Annotated in this window: 12 protein-coding genes; 7 read left to right on the forward strand and 5 right to left on the reverse strand. The window is 41.3% G+C overall.

The features are described from left to right. Positions 1-59 precede the first annotated feature (59 nt). Positions 60-1676, forward strand: coding sequence for an ABC-F family ATP-binding cassette domain-containing protein (locus tag DWW91_RS23750; protein ID WP_122329105.1), 1617 nt, complete (start codon positions 60-62; stop codon positions 1674-1676). A 77-nt stretch (positions 1677-1753) separates the two neighbouring features. On the opposite strand, the gene DWW91_RS23755 is transcribed toward DWW91_RS23750, so the two are convergent. Further along, positions 1754-2749 carry a DUF2268 domain-containing putative Zn-dependent protease gene (locus DWW91_RS23755; RefSeq protein WP_122329106.1) on the reverse strand — a complete coding sequence of 332 codons (996 nt, stop codon included), beginning with the start codon at positions 2747-2749 and terminating at the stop codon, positions 1754-1756. Between the two features lie 209 nt (positions 2750-2958). On the opposite strand from DWW91_RS23755, the gene DWW91_RS23760 reads away from it, so the two are divergent. From DWW91_RS23760 to DWW91_RS23780, 5 genes are all read left to right on the forward strand, one after another. After that, positions 2959-4281 carry an MATE family efflux transporter gene (locus DWW91_RS23760; RefSeq protein WP_007658359.1) on the forward strand — a complete coding sequence of 441 codons (1323 nt, stop codon included), beginning with the start codon at positions 2959-2961 and terminating at the stop codon, positions 4279-4281. 657 nt (positions 4282-4938) lie between these two features. Continuing rightward, on the forward strand, positions 4939-8139 hold the full coding sequence (locus tag DWW91_RS23765; protein WP_122329107.1) for a TonB-dependent receptor: 3201 nt from the start codon (positions 4939-4941) through the stop codon (positions 8137-8139). Positions 8140-8196: 57 nt separating this feature from the next. Then, positions 8197-10134, forward strand: coding sequence for a RagB/SusD family nutrient uptake outer membrane protein (locus tag DWW91_RS23770; RefSeq protein WP_010802653.1), 1938 nt, complete (start codon positions 8197-8199; stop codon positions 10132-10134). A 37-nt stretch (positions 10135-10171) separates the two neighbouring features. After that, positions 10172-11362 (forward strand): DUF5000 domain-containing lipoprotein, encoded by a 1191-nt coding sequence (locus DWW91_RS23775; protein ID WP_122329124.1) that lies wholly within the window; start codon positions 10172-10174, stop codon positions 11360-11362. An 18-nt stretch (positions 11363-11380) separates the two neighbouring features. Beyond that, the gene (locus DWW91_RS23780) at positions 11381-12541 is read left to right on the forward strand and encodes a DUF4998 domain-containing protein (protein ID WP_122329108.1); all 1161 of its coding nucleotides are present in this window, start codon (positions 11381-11383) and stop codon (positions 12539-12541) included. Between the two features lie 83 nt (positions 12542-12624). On the opposite strand, the gene DWW91_RS23785 is transcribed toward DWW91_RS23780, so the two are convergent. The 4 genes from DWW91_RS23785 to DWW91_RS23800 all read right to left on the reverse strand — a co-directional run bounded on the left by DWW91_RS23785 (position 12625) and on the right by DWW91_RS23800 (position 18209). Beyond that, entirely contained in the window at positions 12625-13749 is a 1125-nt protein-coding gene (locus DWW91_RS23785) for a DNA polymerase III subunit delta (protein WP_122329109.1), read from the reverse strand. Between the two features lie 89 nt (positions 13750-13838). Next, positions 13839-14879 carry a DUF4249 domain-containing protein gene (locus DWW91_RS23790; protein ID WP_122329110.1) on the reverse strand — a complete coding sequence of 347 codons (1041 nt, stop codon included), beginning with the start codon at positions 14877-14879 and terminating at the stop codon, positions 13839-13841. Between the two features lie 5 nt (positions 14880-14884). Further along, complete coding sequence (locus tag DWW91_RS23795) at positions 14885-17563, reverse strand: TonB-dependent receptor domain-containing protein (RefSeq protein WP_199722626.1); 2679 nt, start codon at positions 17561-17563, stop codon at positions 14885-14887. A gap of 58 nt (positions 17564-17621) precedes the next feature. Then, a complete protein-coding gene (locus DWW91_RS23800) occupies positions 17622-18209 on the reverse strand; it encodes an RNA polymerase sigma-70 factor (RefSeq protein WP_007658343.1) in 588 nt (195 codons plus the stop codon). A gap of 108 nt (positions 18210-18317) precedes the next feature. Between DWW91_RS23800 and DWW91_RS23805 the strand changes: the two genes are divergently transcribed. Next, positions 18318-19319, forward strand: coding sequence for a FecR family protein (locus tag DWW91_RS23805; RefSeq protein ID WP_122329111.1), 1002 nt, complete (start codon positions 18318-18320; stop codon positions 19317-19319). Positions 19320-19419: the final 100 nt, after the last annotated feature.

The following is a 19419-nucleotide window of genomic DNA, read 5'->3' on the forward strand; positions in this document are numbered from 1 at the left end:
TCCTGGCGCTTTTTTTATTTCCAAATTTTAGTTTCTAACATTTTTAAAGCAGATAGACTATGTGCATATCAGTGCAACAGCTTTGCTATATCCATGCGGATAAAGAACCACTATTCAGAGATATCAGTTTGACGGTAAATAAAGGAGAACAAGTTTCATTGGTCGGAAATAACGGGTCCGGCAAATCTACCTTATTGCGGATTATGGAAGGTAGCCTGAAGCCCTCTTCGGGTGAAGTCGTTTGTTCCTCTAAACCCTATTATGTGCCCCAGCATTTCGGGCAATACGATGAATTGACCGTAGTGCAGGCCTTGCAGGTTGAGGCTAAAATCAAGGCATTGCATGCTATCATTGCCGGAGATGCCTCGGTAGAGAACTTTACGATTCTGGATGATGACTGGAATATCGAAGAACGAAGCCTGGCCGCTCTTTCTTTTTGGGGATTGGAGCATATTCGACTGGAACAGACGATGAATACGCTGAGTGGTGGCGAAAAGACAAAAGTATATTTGTCGGGCATACAGATACATTCCCCTGAAATTATCCTGATGGACGAACCGACCAATCATCTGGATACCGGAAGCAGGGACAAACTCTATGACTTTATCAGGTCGAGCCGTGCCACTATCCTTATTGTGAGCCATGACAGAACATTGCTTAATTTGTTGCCTTACACTTGTGAACTCGACAGAAGTAAGATCACATTGTACGGTGGCAATTACGATTTTTATAAGGAGCAGAAAGAGATCGCACTGGCAGCCTTGCAGAATCAGTTGAGTGAAAAAGAAAAAGAGTTGCGCCAGGCAAAGAAAATAGCCAGGGAGGCGCTTGAAAGAAAAAATAAATCGAGTGTAAGAGGAGAGAAAGCAGCCATAAAGAAAGGTATTCCCCGTATAATAATGGGGGCTATGAAACAGCACGCAGAACAGAGTGCGGTTAAGTTGAAGGATGTGCATGATGAGAAAATGAGTTCGCTCAGTTCCTCCATTACGGATATCCAGACCGCTTTGCCGGATATGCGGCAGATGAAAACGGATTTTAATTCACCGAATCTTCATACCGGTAAAATACTGGTGACTGTTAAGGATATGAACTTTGGCTATGGCGTGAACCGTTTATGGTCCGAACCACTAAACTTGCAGATCAGAAGTGGCGACCGTATCCGGTTCGGCGGTAACAATGGTTCAGGAAAGACAACCTTGCTGAAGCTGATCCTGGGAGAACTGCAACCTGTAGAAGGCTCTGTTGATCGTGCCGATTTCAAGTATGTTTATATCGATCAGGAATATTCGATTGTGTTGCCTAACCTGACTGTGTTTGAGCAATTAGAGAAGTATAATCTGTTTGCCAAACCTGAACATGAGTTAAAAATGATTTTGAGCCGTTTCCTTTTCCCGGTTGGGACCTGGGATAAATGTTGTTCAAAATTAAGTGGTGGAGAGAAAATGCGGTTAGCTATCTGCTGTCTGATGGTCAGTAATAGTACGCCGGATATCTTTGTTTTGGATGAACCGACGAACAATTTGGATATTCAGAGTGTTAATATAATAACAGCAGCAATCAGGGACTATAAAGGTACCGTGTTGTTGGTCTCACACGATCTTTATTTTGTGAAAGAAATTAAAATAAACAGGTCAGTTGAACTTTTTTCATCAACTCCTGTTATTAAGATATAGTGTTTTTCATGGTATTAGAATTAAGTTAGATTAGGTTATCCGTCTTGTCCGCGAGGATAGGGCGGTTTTTTTATGCCCTATGGTTTGTATTTTGATGCAGCCAGTATTTCCTGTGCATTATCGTTTTTCATCAATGCTTCGGGAGTTGTATTTGTTTCTTTTATGTACTGTTCGATGATTTGCAGTCCGACCCAGCTGCCGATATTTCCAGGAGCATCGCTTGTCAGGAATTGGGCAGGCATGTCTTCGAAATATTTCATGGTGTTCATCTGGTCCGGTGTATATAAATGTTTCCGTTCGACAATGGCTTTCCATATATTGGTTTCGTTATTTTTGCACCATTCCCAGGCCTCGTCTGTATAACCGAACAAAGCGGCCGGAGTCATCTCCGGTAATGCTGATAAAACCAGGTATTTTATTTTGCCTTCATAGATCATCCGGTCGAGCAATACATTTTCATTGCCGTTAAATGGGTATTCGGACATCAGCCAGCCGGCGATGTAATCGGGAACCACATGTGAGGGTTGCATCTTACGGCGTTGATAGTCATAGAAAAAGTCCTGATACAACGGATAATCTTCTCCCATATATTTGTCGATGGAGAGTGATAACAGACTGTCGCCGACCAATACGTTCTGGTTGAATCCGGAAACGTGCATGTACAAAGCCGGAATTTGCATAGTCGGGAATTTATCCTGTATCCAGGCGAATGCGTTGCCGAGCGATTGCTCTGTCTCTGTGACCGAATCATATTTTTTGATTGCATCCGCATAAAGATTTTTCAGGGTTGGTTCGGAATAAAAGTTTTCCAGTTTATTGAAAAAGCCGGGCATTTCCGGCGATTGCATATTCAGGATACCTTTACCCAGAATCTCTGTCATCAGCGGATATTGATTCAATAGCTGTTGGTTGAGCGTCGTATCATCGGAGTTTATTAGCTGGAACAATGCTTTGTCGAACCGGTTGATCGGCATCGGAGTGGCTGTCGTGATATTGTTTGCATTTGTATTTTGTCCGTTACAGCTGCAAAAGCCGATGGTCATAAGGAATGTCAGAAGTATTTTGAAGTTCATCGTTTTTGTCTTTATGTTATGTATTGACTGATTTCTCTGTCTTTTTAATACGTTAAAAAATATTACCCGGTATACTATTTTCAAATATCCGGTATAGTAATCCGAATTAGTTGGTATAGTAGTGACAAAATGATAAACGGATAATTAACGGTTATATTGTATGGAAAACTTCTTATTACTACCTTTGCATCCCTTTTTGAATATCCATTATGCAATTTACGAATAAACAAATTTGGCAGATTACCTATCCTGTACTCATCAGTTTGCTGATGGAGCATATGATCGGGTTGACCGATACGGCTTATCTGGGCCGGGTAGGAGAGGTTGAGCTGGGAGCTTCGGCACTGGCGGGAGTTTATTATCTGGTTATTTATATGCTGGGATTCGGTTTTAGTGTCGGAGCACAGGTCCTGATTGCCCGGCGCAACGGAGCACAGGATTATACCCGGATCGGACCGGTTTTCATGCAGGGAGCACTTTTCCTGTTATTACTTGCTGCCACCTTATTTACGGTTTCCCATTTCTATTCACCGGTGATTCTTCGGAAGCTGATCGGCTCGGATGAGGTTTATCAGGCGACCATGAGTTATATCGATTGGCGTGTCTACGGGTTCTTCTTCTCGTTCATAGCGGTGATGTTCAGGGCGTTTTATGTCGGTATCACCAAGACTAAGATACTGACGGCCAACTCTGTCGTGATGGTGCTGACGAATGTGGTGCTAAATTATATCCTGATATTCGGTAAGTTCGGTTTCCCGGCTTTAGGGATTGCCGGAGCGGCGATCGCCTCTTCTATTTCTGAGGCGGTGTCGGTGTTGTTCTTTATCATTTATACCTGGAAGAAGATCGATTATAAGAAGTATGGAATGTTTAGTTTTACCGGAATTGATTTCCGGATGTTGAAACAAATATTGAATGTATCGATCTGGATAATGGTGCAACATGGTATCGCGTTTATCGGTTGGTTTATCTTTTTTGTAGTGATGGAGCATCAGGGGGAACGTCCGCTGGCTATCACGAATGTAGTACGGAGTATTTCGTCTTTCCTGTTTATGTTTGTCAATGCGTTTGCTTCCACGTCGAGTTCACTGGTGAGTAACCTGATCGGTTCCGGCAAGTCAGACCAGGTGATGGGATTGTGCGGGCGGATGATAAGGCTTTGTTACTTTTTTGTGTTGCCGTTAGGGATATTGATCGCTTTATTTCCGGATTTGGTACTGCGTATTTATACGGATAATCCGGACTTGATACAAAGTTCTGTTCCGTCCCTTTGGGTCATGCTTTCTTCCTATATATTGGCGGTTCCTGCTTTTATTTATTTCTTCAGCGTTTCGGGAACAGGGAACACACAGGTTGCATTATGGATCGATATGGCAAGTATTTTAGTCTATGTATCCTATACGTTCCTGGTCGGTGTCTGGTTACATGCCGATGTAGCGGTTTGCTGGACAACGGAACATGTTTATAATGGGATGCTGTTTATTGCCTTCTTCTATTTGTGGAAAGGTAATTGGAGGAATAAGAAGCTATAGTTCATCCTCTGTAAAAACATATATGTTTTGAAATCAAAAGTCCCTAGTTTTGTAATCAAAAGTAGGGACTTTACATTTTAAAAGATAGGTACTTTTTGGGGAAGTTTGCCGATAGTTTGTAACTTGCTTTAACACACCCCCTTCCCCCTCTCGAGAGGGGAAAAGTTACTCTCCCGTTATAAAAGAAAGATTCATCTCTTTACAATGTAATCTATTTACAGATATGGCAGGTTTCTCTTTTGCCATATTTTTTCACAATTTCATATTTGTTGTTTAAAGGTATCCTCAGTCCTTGTGGAACTATGTTAATTTAATCCGGATTGTTAATTGTTACAAATATCCGTATTAAATAAAAATCACAAGTTACAAAAATGATATTTAATATAATAAAACTGGCACTATCCCTAAATAAGTTTCGAAAGTCATCTTGAAAACAGATATGTAATCCACGGAATCTTTTTGTGTTAACTATGTGTTAAATTGTTAATGTATTGATATACAATGCATGTCTTCTTTTTTGTATTTCTGATATTAACATAGTTCCACAAGAACTAATAGTCAGTAACATAAATGAAATAGCTTATGAAGACATAAAATGAACCTATTCAATAGTATCAGTAATTAACATATTTAATTGTTAAACTTAATATCAATATAATGAATAAATCTATATGCAGTAATATAAAAGGAAAAGCTGTATCCCTAACTATTCTATGTGTTTTTAGTTATACAATATCTTTTGCGTCGGTTAATGTAGGAGTAGATAGGGGCAAATCAGCTTCAAGTAGGATTATTCCGAATCAGAGTCAGGCAACCTTCAATTTAAAAGGAAAAGTAATTGATGATATGGGAGAGCCTCTTCCCGGTGCAAATATAGTTCTCGTTGGTGGCACAAGAGGTGTTGCCACAGATATCGACGGATCATTTGTGATCAGTGTTTCGGTTGGTGAGAAACTGACTGTCTCTTATCTGGGTATGGAAGATCAGATTGTAACGGTCAAGGATAAGAAGGATCTTGTAATTACGATGAAACCCAAAACGGATGAACTGGAGGAAGTGACTGTCGTTGCTTTTGCCAAACAAAAGAAGGAAAGTGTTATCGGATCTATTACAACCTTGAATCCATCGGAATTAAAAGTTCCTTCCAGCAACCTGACTACGGCAATGGCCGGACGTCTGTCCGGAGTGATTGCCTATCAACGAAGTGGCGAACCGGGAAAAGACAATGCTGAATTTTTTATTCGTGGTGTGACTACTTTCGGTTATAAAAAAGATCCTCTTATTCTTATTGATAACAATGAGGTTACTACCACGGAATTATCCCGCATTCAGCCGGATGATATCGCTTCTTTTTCTATTATGAAGGATGCCACAGCAACAGCCCTTTATGGGTCTCGTGGTGCTAACGGTGTTATTTTGGTAACGACGAAAGAAGGAGCGGAAGGGGCCGCCCAAGTAAGTATCCGGTTGGAAGGTTCTATGTCGCAACCGACAAAAATGGTGGAGCTGGCCGATCCGATAACCTATATGCGTCTTCATAATGAAGCCGTTTTGACACGTAACCCGATGGGGGCACTACCTTATTCGCAACAGAAGATAGATAATACGATTGCCGGTGTGAATCCGTACGTTTATCCGGCTACGGACTGGTATAACGAACTATTCAAGAATAATACATTCAATTACCGTGCCAACTTTAACGTAAGTGGTGGTGGTAAAGTCGCTCGTTATTACATTGCCGGCAGTTATATTTCGGATAAGGGCGTATTGAATGTCGATAAAAAGAGCAGTTTCAATAATAATATCAACTTGAAACGATATATGCTTCGTGCCAATGTAAATATCAATGTTACCAAAACGACAGAAGCTGTCGTTCGTTTGAGCGGTGCATTTGATGACTATACCGGACCGATAGATGGTGGCGATCAGCTGTTCGCAAAAGTAATGCGGACTAACCCTGTTTTGTTCGCCCCTTCTTATCCGGCTGATGAAGCAAATCAGTATACCAAACATATATTATTCGGTAATGCAGACAAGGGACAGTATAATAACCCGTATGCAGATATGTTGAAAGGGTATAAAGATACGCAAACATCTCAGATGGCGGCTCAGTTCGAATTGAAGCAGAATTTGGATTTTATCACAGAAGGATTGTCTCTTCGTGCTATGTTCAATACAAATCGATATGGTTATTTTGATGTATCTCGTCAATATGTACCATTCTTCTATAGAATAGGTTCCTATAATAAGTTGGAGGATACCTATATTTTGGCCCCCCTTAACGAACAGGATGGACGTGAAACATTAGACTTTGTTCCCGGTAATAAAGTAGTTAGTTCTACAACTTATTTTGAAACGGCAGCTAACTGGAATCAAACTTATAATGAAAAGCATGCTGTCGGTGCTATGTTGGTTTTCACACTTCGTCAATCCCTGACTTCCGACGCCAATACATTACAACTTTCATTACCTTCACGTAATGTGAACTTTGCCGGTCGTGCTACTTATGCTTATGATTCGCGATACTTCCTTGAAGCAAACTTCGGTTATAACGGTTCCGAACGTTTTGCCAGAAAGGAACGTTTTGGTTTCTTCCCTTCAATGGGACTTGGTTGGCTTGTTTCTAGTGAAGCGTTCTGGAATGACGATTTGAAGAAAACGATTAACAAATTGAAACTGAAAGTCACTCACGGGTTATCCGGTAACGATGCGATTGGCAGACCTGAAGATCGTTTTTTCTATATTTCGGAAGTAAATATGAATAGCGATGGAAAGCAATCGTCGTTCGGTACTTATGGAAATTTTGGAGGACGTACGTTGAATGGTGTTTCGATCTCTCGTTACCCGAACGAGGATATAACCTGGGAGACTGCCCGGAAAACAAATCTGGGTGTAGAGTTAGGACTATTTGATAAATTGGAATTGCAGGCGGATTATTTTATGGAATCCCGTTGGAATATTTTAATGTCACGTGCTTCTATTCCTACAACTATGGGGCTTCAGGCTGATGTAATGGCTAATGTGGGAAAAGCTAAAAGTAGTGGTATCGACCTGTCGTTGAACTATAACCATATGATTAATAATGATGCCTGGTTGACGGGGATGGCTAACTTCACTTATGCAACCAGTGAGTTTACTGCTTACGAAGAGCCGGATTACAGTGCAACGCCTTGGAAGTCGAAACTGGGGACTTCCCTGAATCAGAATTTCGGTTATGTGGCTGAACGTTTGTTTGCAGATGAAGAAGATATCCGTAATTCGCCGAGTCAGTTTGGTAATTATATGGCCGGTGATATCAAATATAAAGATATCAATAACGATGGTAAGATTACCGAATTGGATATGGTACCGATGGGTTATCCAACCAGTCCGGAAATTGTGTATGGTTTCGGTCTGTCCGGAGGATACAAACAATGGGATTTATCTTTCTTCTTCCAGGGATTGGCTCGGGAATCATTCTGGATCGACACATCAACGGATAACGGAACTCTACCTTTCCTCAACGGACAGAATGCTTTGTTAAAAGCATATGCAGATGATCACTGGTCTGAAGATAATCGTAACCTGTATGCTTTGTGGCCACGTTTATCTTATGAAGCTGTAGAGAATAATCGGAAACCGTCTACCTGGTTTATGCGCAATGGTTCATTCTTGCGTTTGAAATCATTGGAGTTCGGATATACAGTTCCGACCAATGTACTTAAAAAAGTCTTTGTAAAGAACTTTCGTATCTATTTCAGCGGCACGAACCTGCTTACATTCAGTCCTTTCAAATTGTGGGATCCTGAAATGGGTGGAAATGGTTTAGGATATCCGGTTCAGCGTGTATTCAATTTGGGAGCTCAGATTTCCTTCTAATGAGAGTTGTAACGAGTTTTGTCTTATTTGATTCTATTAATCAATAAATTAGTTTACATGAAAGCATTCTATAAAATATTAATGTTTACAGCATTAATACAGGTATTTACCTCGTGTGACGGTTATCTGGATTTAGTACCGGATAACGTAGCAACGGTTGAGTCAGCTTTTACGAATCGAGCTGCAGCCGAAAAGTTTTTATATACTTGTTACAGTTATCGCCCGCAGTGGGGGGATTTATTTAATGACCCGGCGATTAACGGTGGTGACGAGACATGGCAGTTCTATCCGATAGCATCACATGTATTTCCAACGTTTACATCTTCTTATCTACAACGTGGTTTTCAAAAACTAGATGATCCTTATCTGAATTTTTGGGATGGTCTGCAAGGTGGTAAAGGTTTATTCATTGGTATCCGTGATTGTAATATCTTCTTGGAGAACATAGCTAGTACGGTTGATTTGGAAGAATCTGAACGTATTCGTTGGGTTGCTGAAGTGAAATTCTTAAAGGCATATTATCATTATTATCTGTTGAAATGCTATGGTCCTATACCTATTATAGATGAAAACCTACCAGTTTCTGCTTCACCTGAACAGGTTGCGGTTTATCGTGATAAAGTGGATGATGTGGTGACTTATGTAAATGATCTGATTTTGGAAGCTTTGCCTGATCTGCCGGATTATAAAGACATGGTTATGAGTATTGAAGGCGGTCGTGTTGATAAACAGATAGCTTTGGCTGTTCGTGCAGAGATGTTGGTAATGGCTGCCAGCCCTTTGTTTAATGGTAATACAGAAATGGCAGGACTGATAGATAATCGCGGGACAGTCTTGTTTAATCAAACGTATGATCCTGAAAAATGGAAAATTGCTGCAGATGCTTGTAAAGAAGCGATAGAAGCTTGTCATGGCGCCGGAAAGAAACTGTATACGGAAATTGAACCGATCACAGTGACTCAGCATCCTGTGTTCCAATTGCAGACTATGTTGCGTCAGGTTGTTTGCGAACGTTGGAACTGTGAGTTGATATGGGGAGGTACGAATAGTCAATGCAGGGATCGTTCCTATCATTCGACCCCTCGTGTTGTACGTATCGATGCAGGAATAATCAATACAATCAGTGCTCAATGGGCTCCGACAATTAAAACAGTGGAACGTTTTTATACATCCAATGGTGTCCCTATGAATGAAGATAAACAGTGGAGCAAAGAGGGATGGTATGATAAACGCTATGAATTACGTTCGGAACCTTCCTCCGGAGATGAGAAATATTTTGTAAAGGAAGGACAACGTACTTGTTATATGCACTATAACCGTGAACCTCGTTTTTATGCCAGCATAGGTTTCGACCAGGGAATCTACTACGGAAACGGGAAAAACGACTTCGAGTCATGTAACTATACCAACTTTTTAAATTTGGGGTGGTCCGGTTACCAAGGGGGTAGTTCCTATTCTATAACCGGTTACGCTCCGAAGAAAATGGCCAGTTATAAAAACGGTGTTACTAACAGTACTATTGCAGAACCGGAATATTACCCTTTTCCTGTTATCCGTTTGGCTGATCTTTATTTGCTTTATGCGGAAGCATTGAATGAATATTCCGGTCCTTCGGCAGAAGTGTATGAATATATAGACCGGATTCGTGAACGTGCCGGATTGGAGGGGGTAATAGATTCATGGAGTAAATATTCTACCGATCCGTCTAAACCGACGACAAAAGAAGGTTTGCGTAATATTATCCATGATGAAAGAACGGTTGAGTTTGCTTTTGAATCCAAACGTTATTGGGATATTCGTCGTTGGAAGCAGATCGATACTTATAATATACAGCCTCAGGGGTGGAATATCATGGGTGAGACACCTGAAGACTTTTATAAGTTGCAGAATGTGGCTGAAGTTCCTGTAAAAGTTACGGTGAAAGATTATTTTATGCCTATCCGGGAGACGAATATTATTACTAATAAAAATCTTGTACAAAATTACGGTTGGTAATAAATTCAATATCTAATACATTATAATAATGATGAATATGAAAAATAAGATTATACTGTCTGTCATGACGCTAGGTTTGATCACTTGGTCATGCAGCGAATCTCCAATAGGACAGCAACCTATAGATTCCATTGCTCCGGAGGCTGTCTCGAATGTGAATGTAAAAAATATTCCCGGAGGGGCTATTCTTAGTTATACTTTACCGGATGATGAAGATTTGCTTTATGTTAAAGCCGTTTATAACTTAAAGGAAGGGTTGGCTGAAGCTAAAAGTTCTCTTTATACGGATACGATCAAGGTTGTGGGTTTTGGCGATATGGAACCGCGTGAGGTTTCGCTTATAGCAGTGGATCGGAGTCGTAATGAATCTGCTCCTGTGAAAGTAACGGTGAATCCTGAAGAACCTCCCGTGTTGACGATCGGTAAGACACTTGATTTGGTACAAGATTTTGGGGGGGTACAAGGGCTGTGGACAAATAACAACCGGGATGAGGTGACAGTTCATATTGTACGTAAAGATGAATATGGAGATTATCAACCCTTGGAAACATTTTATACGACTGTTATAGAGGGGAGTGGAGCTGCCCGTGGTTTGGATACTATTCCAATGGATTTCGGAATCTACGTGAAGGATCGCTGGGGAAATATCAGTCCGACTCTTTATAAAGAGTTGACACCTATGTTTGAAACCTCATTCGATAAGACTAAATGGTCCGATGCTAAATTACCGAACGATATTGGTGAAGGAGCTGGTTGGGGGATGTCTCGTATATGGGATGGCATTTATGGTCCAGGTGATAATGGGTTTAGTTCGCCGGGTGGAACCGGGGTTTGGCCTCAATCGATTACTATTGATTTAGGAGCGGTAGGTAAGATCAGTCGTTTATTACTCTATCAACGTGGAGATGCTTATATTTTTTCTGAAGGAAACCTGAAACAGTTTGAAGTTTATGGTGCTACAGATCTGGATCCTACAGGTAATTGGGATAGTTGGACATTGTTGGGTACTTTCGAATCTGTAAAACCTTCAGGGCTTCCTTTAGGTCAGCATTCTTCGGAAGATGATGACGTTGCTCTTGTGTCCGGCGAGAATTTTATTATGCCGTTGGATGTTCCACCTGTTCGATGGATTCGTATAAAAGTGCTTAGAACTTGGGCAGGCGGTGATAATTTCCAGATAGGAGAACTGTTTGTGTTTGGTGACAACAGATCTGAATTATATCAATAATTATAAAAAGAACAGTTTATGAAATTCAATAAAGTATGTTTTGCATTACTGATGCTATTGGCAATCGCCAGCCAGTCATGTACGGATATGAATGATCTTACTGACAAGTATCTTGACGAAGGAGAGATCGTTTATGCCGCAAAAGTGGATAGTGTAGGTGTTCGGGCAGGCGAGAACCGGATTCAATTAGACATTTATGTAAAAGCTCAACGTGTAGAGAATTTACGCGTTTATTGGAATAATTATGAAGACTCTGTCGATGTCGAGATCGGTGGAAAGACTGGTGTTTTTCCTGTTATACTCGATGATATGCCGGAAAGCGGATATCTGTTCCAGTTGGTCAGCTTCGATAAGTTCGGTAACCGTTCGTTGGAATATGAAGCTACCGGATCTTCTTATGGAGAGAACTATAAGAACGGACTTTCTAACAGAAGTTATACTACCGAATTTACCCGTTATGATATGGAAGGTGATTCGATGGTGATTTATTGGGGAGGAACAGTCAGAGGGGCTATCGGTATGGATTTGCAATATACCAATACTTCGGATGAAAGGGTTCGTATGGAACTATCGGCTGATGCTACAACAACTACCCTGTATGATTTGAAGGGAAATATAAGTTACAGCTCACGTTTCATACCGGAAGAGAATGCCATAGATACATTTATTTCTACATCTAGAAATATACCGGTTTATTATGAACGTCCGATAGACAAATCCGGTTGGAAGATTGTCGGTTATAGTTCCGACGCTGCTGCAACAAATGGATGGGGGGCATCGAATACCATCGATGGCGATATTAATACTCCATGGCATACTTCACATAATCCATATTCTGGCTTTCCCCATTATTTTATAGTAGATATGGGAGAAACGGTGAATATATCAAGTTTTGAAGTCTATCGCCGTATGGATGACTCGGCAGGTGCCCAGCCGACACATCAGATATTCTATGCCGAATCATTGACCGATCCGGCAGACAGTAAGGATCCGGGATGGAAGGATTATGGCGTTTATTCATTTGATAACGTAGTCGATATTCCTCAATTTTCAAGAGCGGCTAATATTGTTAAAGCACGCTATTTCATGTATTATGTAGGATCAAACTCCCGCTCATCATATGCTTATATCGGTGAGATCGGTGCTTATTCTCCGGCTGGTGATGGCTTGATTCATTAGGCTTTATTTATTATTCGGCAGTCAACAGTAACTGATTCACGGTTAGTTACTGTTGACACTGGATTTTTTAGAATAATTTTTGCTTACCGTTTTATCAGAACCGTCAGGCGTAACGAAAGATCGAAAAAGACCATTTTGGCATTTACATTCTGGGTAATATGCCGTTCTGCTTTTGCCAGCTCTTCCATGATATCGAATACATTCCGTTCGTTAACGAAAGGGGCGAATTTTACGGCAAAACCGGATTCGTCCATATTCATATAATTCAGGTCCGGTGACTGGAAACGGTACATAAAGTTTTCACGGATCAGATGCTGGCAGTATTGCAGGAAGTTCTTTTGGCGTTCGCGTCCGATGCCGGCAAGAACATCGGCCATCGCTTTCATCCCTTTGACGTTACGTGCCCAGGAGTTACGCATCATCGCCTTGAACTGCTCCAGATAGAAACTGTTTTCTTCACTCAGGCTGATCGCTTCTATGGCTTTCAGATAACTCCCGTTTGCCAGGTGAGCTACATGTTTTGCATCGTCCGACGCCAGTCCGAATCGTGTTATCATAGCAGCTGTTATAGCCTCCGGGTGGATGGAACGGACATTGATCCGCTGTGCACGTGACAGGATCGTTCCTAAGATCTGGTCCGGTATTTCCGATACCATCAGGATGACGGTATTCAAAGGAGGTTCTTCTATCACTTTCAGAAGTTTATTCGCACAGGTCGGATGGAGTTTTTCGGGCAGCCAGACCAACAGGATACGATAAGACGCCTCGTATATTTTCAAATTCAGTTTACGGATGATTTCGTCACTTTCCTTCGAATAGATGATGGCCTGCGAATTGCCGGCATCGATGTAATCCAGCCATCCGTCGATATTGAAATAAGGACGTTCTTTCAGGAAACCGCGCCATTCGGTCAAATAATCGTCGCATACTTCTTTTTTCTTTTCCTTTTTGGCAACGATAGGGAATACAAAATGCAGGTCTGGGTGCGCCAGTTCGTTAAATTTCAGGCAGGACGGACATCTCCCGCAGGCATCAGTCTCGGTCCGGTGCGTACAGTTCAGATAACGGCCATAAGCCAGTGCCAGAGGAAATGCTCCCGCACCTCCCTGTTCCGTGAATAGCTGGGCATGAGGCACAACACCTGTTTGTGCTGAATGGATAAGCTGTTTTTTTATCTCTTCCTGACCGATTATATCTTTGAAGTACATGAATGTTCCTTTTGTATTATCAGAACAAAGGTACAAATAATCGGAAGAAATAGGAAATACTGGCTTCCGTATATATCCGGAGATGGCTTTTATTTGTCTTCTTTCTTTGGAATATAATCTCCCAGATTGATCTTTATGTTAGTACGCTGGCAGGCTCCTAAGATACCGGTGCCGTTATTTACATTGGTATAAACACGAAGCGGTTCGGCCAATCCTATGTTAGACAGGCTACCGGATAAAGTGCTGGCACTGATTTTTTCCAATGATAACAAATATTGATAATAAGATTCGGAGAGAGCATACAAGTTAATGCTTCTTTCTTTCAAATCCTGAACACTATAATGTGCCTGTATCAGCTCTTTTACCTGGATGGTATATTCTTTTCCATCAATAAGTTCGTCGGTAAATACACGACCGCCCCGTCCGTCTACGCCGTCATAGCCTAACGTCCCGTCGATAGTGGAATTTACACTGTTGAATATGGGGTCGATATATTGAATGTCTCCTTCCACCCATAACTGGTAGTAATTCGCTTTACCCGGTGTGTCCCTGAAGGTTATGTAATACTGAAAGGCATAATATTCATTATTATAAGTTATATTGCCAGGGGTATTATTTTGTATGCTGTAAGGATCTCCGGTTTCTTTCCGGCAACTGACCTCTATCTTTTCGATCGGAACCCGTTGAGGAACGACGTCTTCTGCCCATGCAGATCCGTACTCGGGTGTGGTAGCCACTAGTTTGACTTTATCACCGGCCTGCGGAATGACCGTCGATATGAAAAAGGTATCCGGTGCTTGATGCTCTTCGACACTATCCAAAGCCTGCCATTTCATATCTTCTTTGTAAGTTCCGTTTATGTAAAGTTCAACCTTTGCATTTCTTAATTTTATACTTGAAATTTCTGTTTGCCCGTTCCAGCCATTGTATTCAGGTTCGAGATTGTCCAGATCTGAGAAAAAATAGGTGCGGGTAATGCTCGCCCGGATAACGGTATCGGGGGATATAGGGCAGTTAATGACGATTTTAGGGGTAGTACGATATTTCTCCACGTCAATTTCGCGGTAACAGGAAGTCAGGATAGATATGAAGCCTGACAGGACAGATAACAGAAGTATTTTTGTTTTCATCTTGTTCAGAATTTATAGGTGTATGAAACCGATGGTATGATAGGCAGAATACTCATCGTTTCGAAATAACAATAATAATTATACCAGAAACGCTTTTTTAAGGTAATCGCATTCATATGGCAATATACATTATATATACTGATATTCCAGATACCCATGCATCCGTTCTTTTTAGGACGATAAATATTGATACCCAGATCAAGCCGGTGATAAGCCGGCAGGCGGAAATTATTGCGTTCGGTGAAATATTCAAGTCCTCCCGGTGTATTCATAAACGGAGGAATAGGAGCTACGTCGGATGGAAAATGTGCCTGTCCGAGGTCTTCGTAATTTTCGAAAGAAGCGGTAAGGCGGTTTCCCGTCATAAATGTCCAGCTGCCGGTTAATTCTACTTTGTCGCTTAGTTTCCAGTTTGTTACGACATTCAGTTTGTGACGGTTGTCGAATTTGGCAGGGTAACGTTTACCGTCATTTATTTCAGCAAACTGGCGGTCTGCCCACATCAGTCCGTATCCTAACCATCCTGTGACACGTCCGGTTTCTTTCCGGGCAATCAGCTCTACCCCGTACGACCATCCTTTGCCCTGGGCCAGTTTATCTTCCCAACCGATGAATGACGGGAGGAAATTATATCCGTCTTTATAGTCGAGAATATGATTCATCCATTTATAATAACCTTCTACTGAGAAAGAATAGTCGTTGTGCAGATTGTAATAGGTGCCGGCCGATACTTGGTCGCTGACCAACGGGCGGAGTTTCTTACTAACCGGCATCCAGGTATCTGTCGGCAGACTCATATAACTTTCGTTTATCTGGTGAATGTACTGGCTCATCCGGGCATAGGATGCTTTCAGGCTTAGATGGGGATTGATCAGGAAGCGGGAAGATATGCGGGGTTCCAGCGAAGTATACGTTTTTTGACGGACATTGTAAAGACTGAAACGTATCCCGGCATTCAGGCGGATAAAATGATTGACTGTCCAGTCATCTTCTGCATAAACAGCCAGTTCATTAGCTGATAAAGTCTCTTTCACATCTTTGACTTCCAGTTTCTCATAATCGCCGGTCACTTCATTTTGGGTATATTCCGGGCGGAAATGATGATAGATGTAATTGCTACCGAAACGGACATGATGGGCAGGAGCGGGCAAATAGTCGAAATTCATTCGGAAACCCAGGTCGTTGATACCATTTTCAGTCGATGTATTTCTTTTACTTTTTTTATACTCCTCATCGTCTTTTTTACCTGTCTGGTTTTCCTCTATTCTTCTTATGGAGGAATTATAACGTGTGTAATAAGCCGAAATATTACTGAACATTTTATGATTCATCACATAAGACCATCCGGCGGAGGCAACGGTATTTCCCCAGCGTAATTTCCCGATATCTTTCGATTCGTAGTAGAGATTATCATCACTCGTTTTATAATCGGTACTTCCTCCTTTTAGAAAATCTTGTCCGAAATAAAGGTTGACATATCCTTGGCTGCGGTCATTGAAGTGATGGTTTACCTTCATGTTGATGTCGGTGAACGCATATCTGCCCGTTCGTTTTTTTCCATCCTTTTTCTCTATCCTGTTCCAGATGGCAAGTGCCGGAGCTGTCAGCACATCGAACCAGGAGCGGCGCAGGGATGCATTGAATGATGTTTTATCTTTGATGAGCGGACCTTCAAAATTAATGTTTCCGGAAGTGAGGCCCAGCATGGCGCTGCCATGATATTCTTTCATATTTCCATCTTTGGTATGTACGTCGACTACGCTTGAAAGTCTTCCTCCGTAACGGGCGGGAAAAGCCGATTTGTAAAAATCGACATCTTTCAGAGCCTCGGCATTAAAAGCGGAAAAGAGTCCTCCCAGGTGGTTTACCTGGTAAAGGGGAATGCCGTCTATCATATAGAGGTTCTCATCGCCATTGCCACCCCGGACGTACATACCAGCCAAACCTTCCGTTCCTGCCGAAACACCCGGCTGTGTCTGCAAAGTCTTGATCACATCCGATTCTCCGAGAAGGGTTGGGATTGATTTTACTGTTTTCTGTGAAATCTTCAATGTCCCCATTTGGGGAGTGTATACCGGATTTTGTGAAGCATTTGTTCCGGTAACGACTATTTCCTGAAGTTCTTTACCGCTTTTGAGCAGTATTTCCATGACCGTATCTTTTTTCAGATCATTCAAATGATATGCGAAGCGCTGGTAACCAATATAAGATGTTTCCAGCTGGATATCACCTTGTTGTACGGTCAGACTGAAAAAACCATGGTTATTGGTTGCTGTCCCTTCCTGGGTTTTGGGATTGTAGACGGAAGCACCGATAAGGTATTCGGTTGTATATTGATCGCGGATAAAGCCGCTGATCGTAACGAGATTGCTTTTTCTTCGTAAGATAATAAATTTTCCTTTTATAGTATAGGTGACGGAGAGATCCCTGAAAAGCATATCAAGACAGGTACGCAACGGAACTTGATTTACCTGCAATGTTACTTTCGGAATATCTTTGATAACCGAAGATTCGTAAGAAAAGGACATCTCCGATTGCTTTTCGATTATCACAAGAACATCAGGTAGAGGGAGATTGCTGATATTCAATGTGATAGTAGGTGCTTTATCGGCTTCGGTAGCATTTGCCGGATACAGTATACCGAGTGACAACAGCAAGATAAACAATTGGATAAATAATTTCATTCTATTTCATCATAAATGATTAATGTGTCAAGATAAAGAATAATATATATTTTTTCTGTTAAACCAGATGAATAAAATACAGGAGGGGCAGATAATCTTTTAATTCTTTGCGTAAAATCTTTAAAGCCTGCTGTATCCGATAATCTATGGTTTTGCTCGAGACTCCTGCCTGTTCAGCTATATCCTTGTAACTCATGTGCTGGAACCTGTGCATGACAAATGCCTGGCGGTAGCTGTCCGGCAATTTATTTATAGCTTTTTTGAGCAATTCCCTTAGTTCTGTAATCTGGTAATAATCGGTATCCTGTAACATTTCCTGCATCTGCTCGAAGAAGACGGTGTCGGCTTTACTTTTTGCTTGTAGACTGGCTATTTTGTTAATTGCTCTATTATATATTATTTTAAACAGATATTGGCTGAGTGATTTTTCGATAACCAGCTCTTTGCGGGATTCCCATAACCAGAACAGAACATCCTGGACAATCTCCTCAGAATCTTCTAATGAAATAAACTTGTGGCAATATGCGCACAACATCGGATAATATTTCCGAAACAAGAAGGTATATGCTTCTCTGTCTGACTGACGTAATGCTGACAAAAGAAAATTCTCATTCTGGTATTGTTCGTTATGTATACTCCCTTTCATATGTTTTTCTTATCTAAGAGCAAATATCATAATTTTTTTTGAAAAAAGTCGATTTCTGTTTAGGAACTCATCCGATCCCACCTGTCATAATAATAAAAGGTGATTTTAATGAGCGAAAAGAATATAGATATTGTAGAGGAACTTCTTCCCCGTTATTGTGAAGGCAATGTGTCTGCGGAGGAAAGGGAGAAAGTTGAAAAATGGATCCGTCAATCTGAAGAGCATTATAAAATAGCCCGGCAGATACAACTGATCTATTTGGCATCGGATACTATCTCTGTCATGGATCGGGTAAATACGGACAATGCTTTATCCAAAGTAGACAACCGTATTTTCAGAAGCCAACTAAAGGCGTTGTTTATATGGGGGCAGCGGGTGGCTGCCATATTATTCATCCCGTTGCTGGTTGCTTATCTGTTGCAAGTACTTATTCCTGAAAAACAGGATATCCGTATGTTGGAAGTCCGGACAAATCCGGGTATGACGACCAGCCTGACATTACCGGATGGTACAAAGGTTAATTTGAATTCCGAGTCTTCACTGGTATATCCGGAGAGTTTCGAAGGGGAATTCCGTTCGGTCCGCTTGGAAGGTGAAGCTTTCTTTGAGGTCGTAAAGAATCCGGAAAAGCGGTTTGTTGTAACCACTCCTCACAATGCCAGCGTGGAAGTGTGGGGAACTTCTTTTAATATGGAAGCTTTTAGATGGGATTCTATTGTCTCGACTACATTGATAAGCGGGAAAGTCGCATTCATTTCCAAGTCCGGACAGGTGGATATAAAGCCGGGTGAAAAATTGGTTTATAATATCCAGACGAATCGGTCGGATATATATCAGACAAGCGGGGAAGCTGAGATATCCTGGAAGGATGGAATGATTATTTTCAAGAAGACTCCTTTTGAAGAAGCATTGCGTATGTTGACAAAGAGGTTTAATGTGGATTTTGTAGTGTCAAATAATAAATATGTAAAAGATTTTTTTACCGGATCATTTACCAATCATCGATTGGAACAGATATTAGACATATTCAATGCTTCTTCCGGAATTAAGTGGCGTTATATTCCGTCGGAAAACAAATTGGATAGAAAAAGTAAAGTAGAAATCTATTAAAAATGAAAGCGTATGGCAAACGGACCTCCTGAAACAAAAACATTCGGATAAATATTGGCGTATTTATCCGAATGAAATGAGTTAACTGAAAGAAACCTGT

This window comes from Parabacteroides sp. AF17-3 (genome assembly GCF_003635445.1).
Taxonomy (GTDB): domain Bacteria; phylum Bacteroidota; class Bacteroidia; order Bacteroidales; family Tannerellaceae; genus Parabacteroides; species Parabacteroides goldsteinii.

Coding starts and splice junctions, on each gene's coding strand:
- DWW91_RS23750 (WP_122329105.1), top strand. CDS start 60: ATGTGCATATCAGTGCAACAGCTTTGCTATATCCATGCGGATAAAGAA.
- DWW91_RS23755 (WP_122329106.1), bottom strand. CDS start 2,749: ATGAACTTCAAAATACTTCTGACATTCCTTATGACCATCGGCTTTTGC.
- DWW91_RS23760 (WP_007658359.1), top strand. CDS start 2,959: ATGCAATTTACGAATAAACAAATTTGGCAGATTACCTATCCTGTACTC.
- DWW91_RS23765 (WP_122329107.1), top strand. CDS start 4,939: ATGAATAAATCTATATGCAGTAATATAAAAGGAAAAGCTGTATCCCTA.
- DWW91_RS23770 (WP_010802653.1), top strand. CDS start 8,197: ATGAAAGCATTCTATAAAATATTAATGTTTACAGCATTAATACAGGTA.
- DWW91_RS23775 (WP_122329124.1), top strand. CDS start 10,172: ATGAAAAATAAGATTATACTGTCTGTCATGACGCTAGGTTTGATCACT.
- DWW91_RS23780 (WP_122329108.1), top strand. CDS start 11,381: ATGAAATTCAATAAAGTATGTTTTGCATTACTGATGCTATTGGCAATC.
- DWW91_RS23785 (WP_122329109.1), bottom strand. CDS start 13,749: ATGTACTTCAAAGATATAATCGGTCAGGAAGAGATAAAAAAACAGCTT.
- DWW91_RS23790 (WP_122329110.1), bottom strand. CDS start 14,879: ATGAAAACAAAAATACTTCTGTTATCTGTCCTGTCAGGCTTCATATCT.
- DWW91_RS23795 (WP_199722626.1), bottom strand. CDS start 17,563: ATGAAATTATTTATCCAATTGTTTATCTTGCTGTTGTCACTCGGTATA.
- DWW91_RS23800 (WP_007658343.1), bottom strand. CDS start 18,209: ATGAAAGGGAGTATACATAACGAACAATACCAGAATGAGAATTTTCTT.
- DWW91_RS23805 (WP_122329111.1), top strand. CDS start 18,318: ATGAGCGAAAAGAATATAGATATTGTAGAGGAACTTCTTCCCCGTTAT.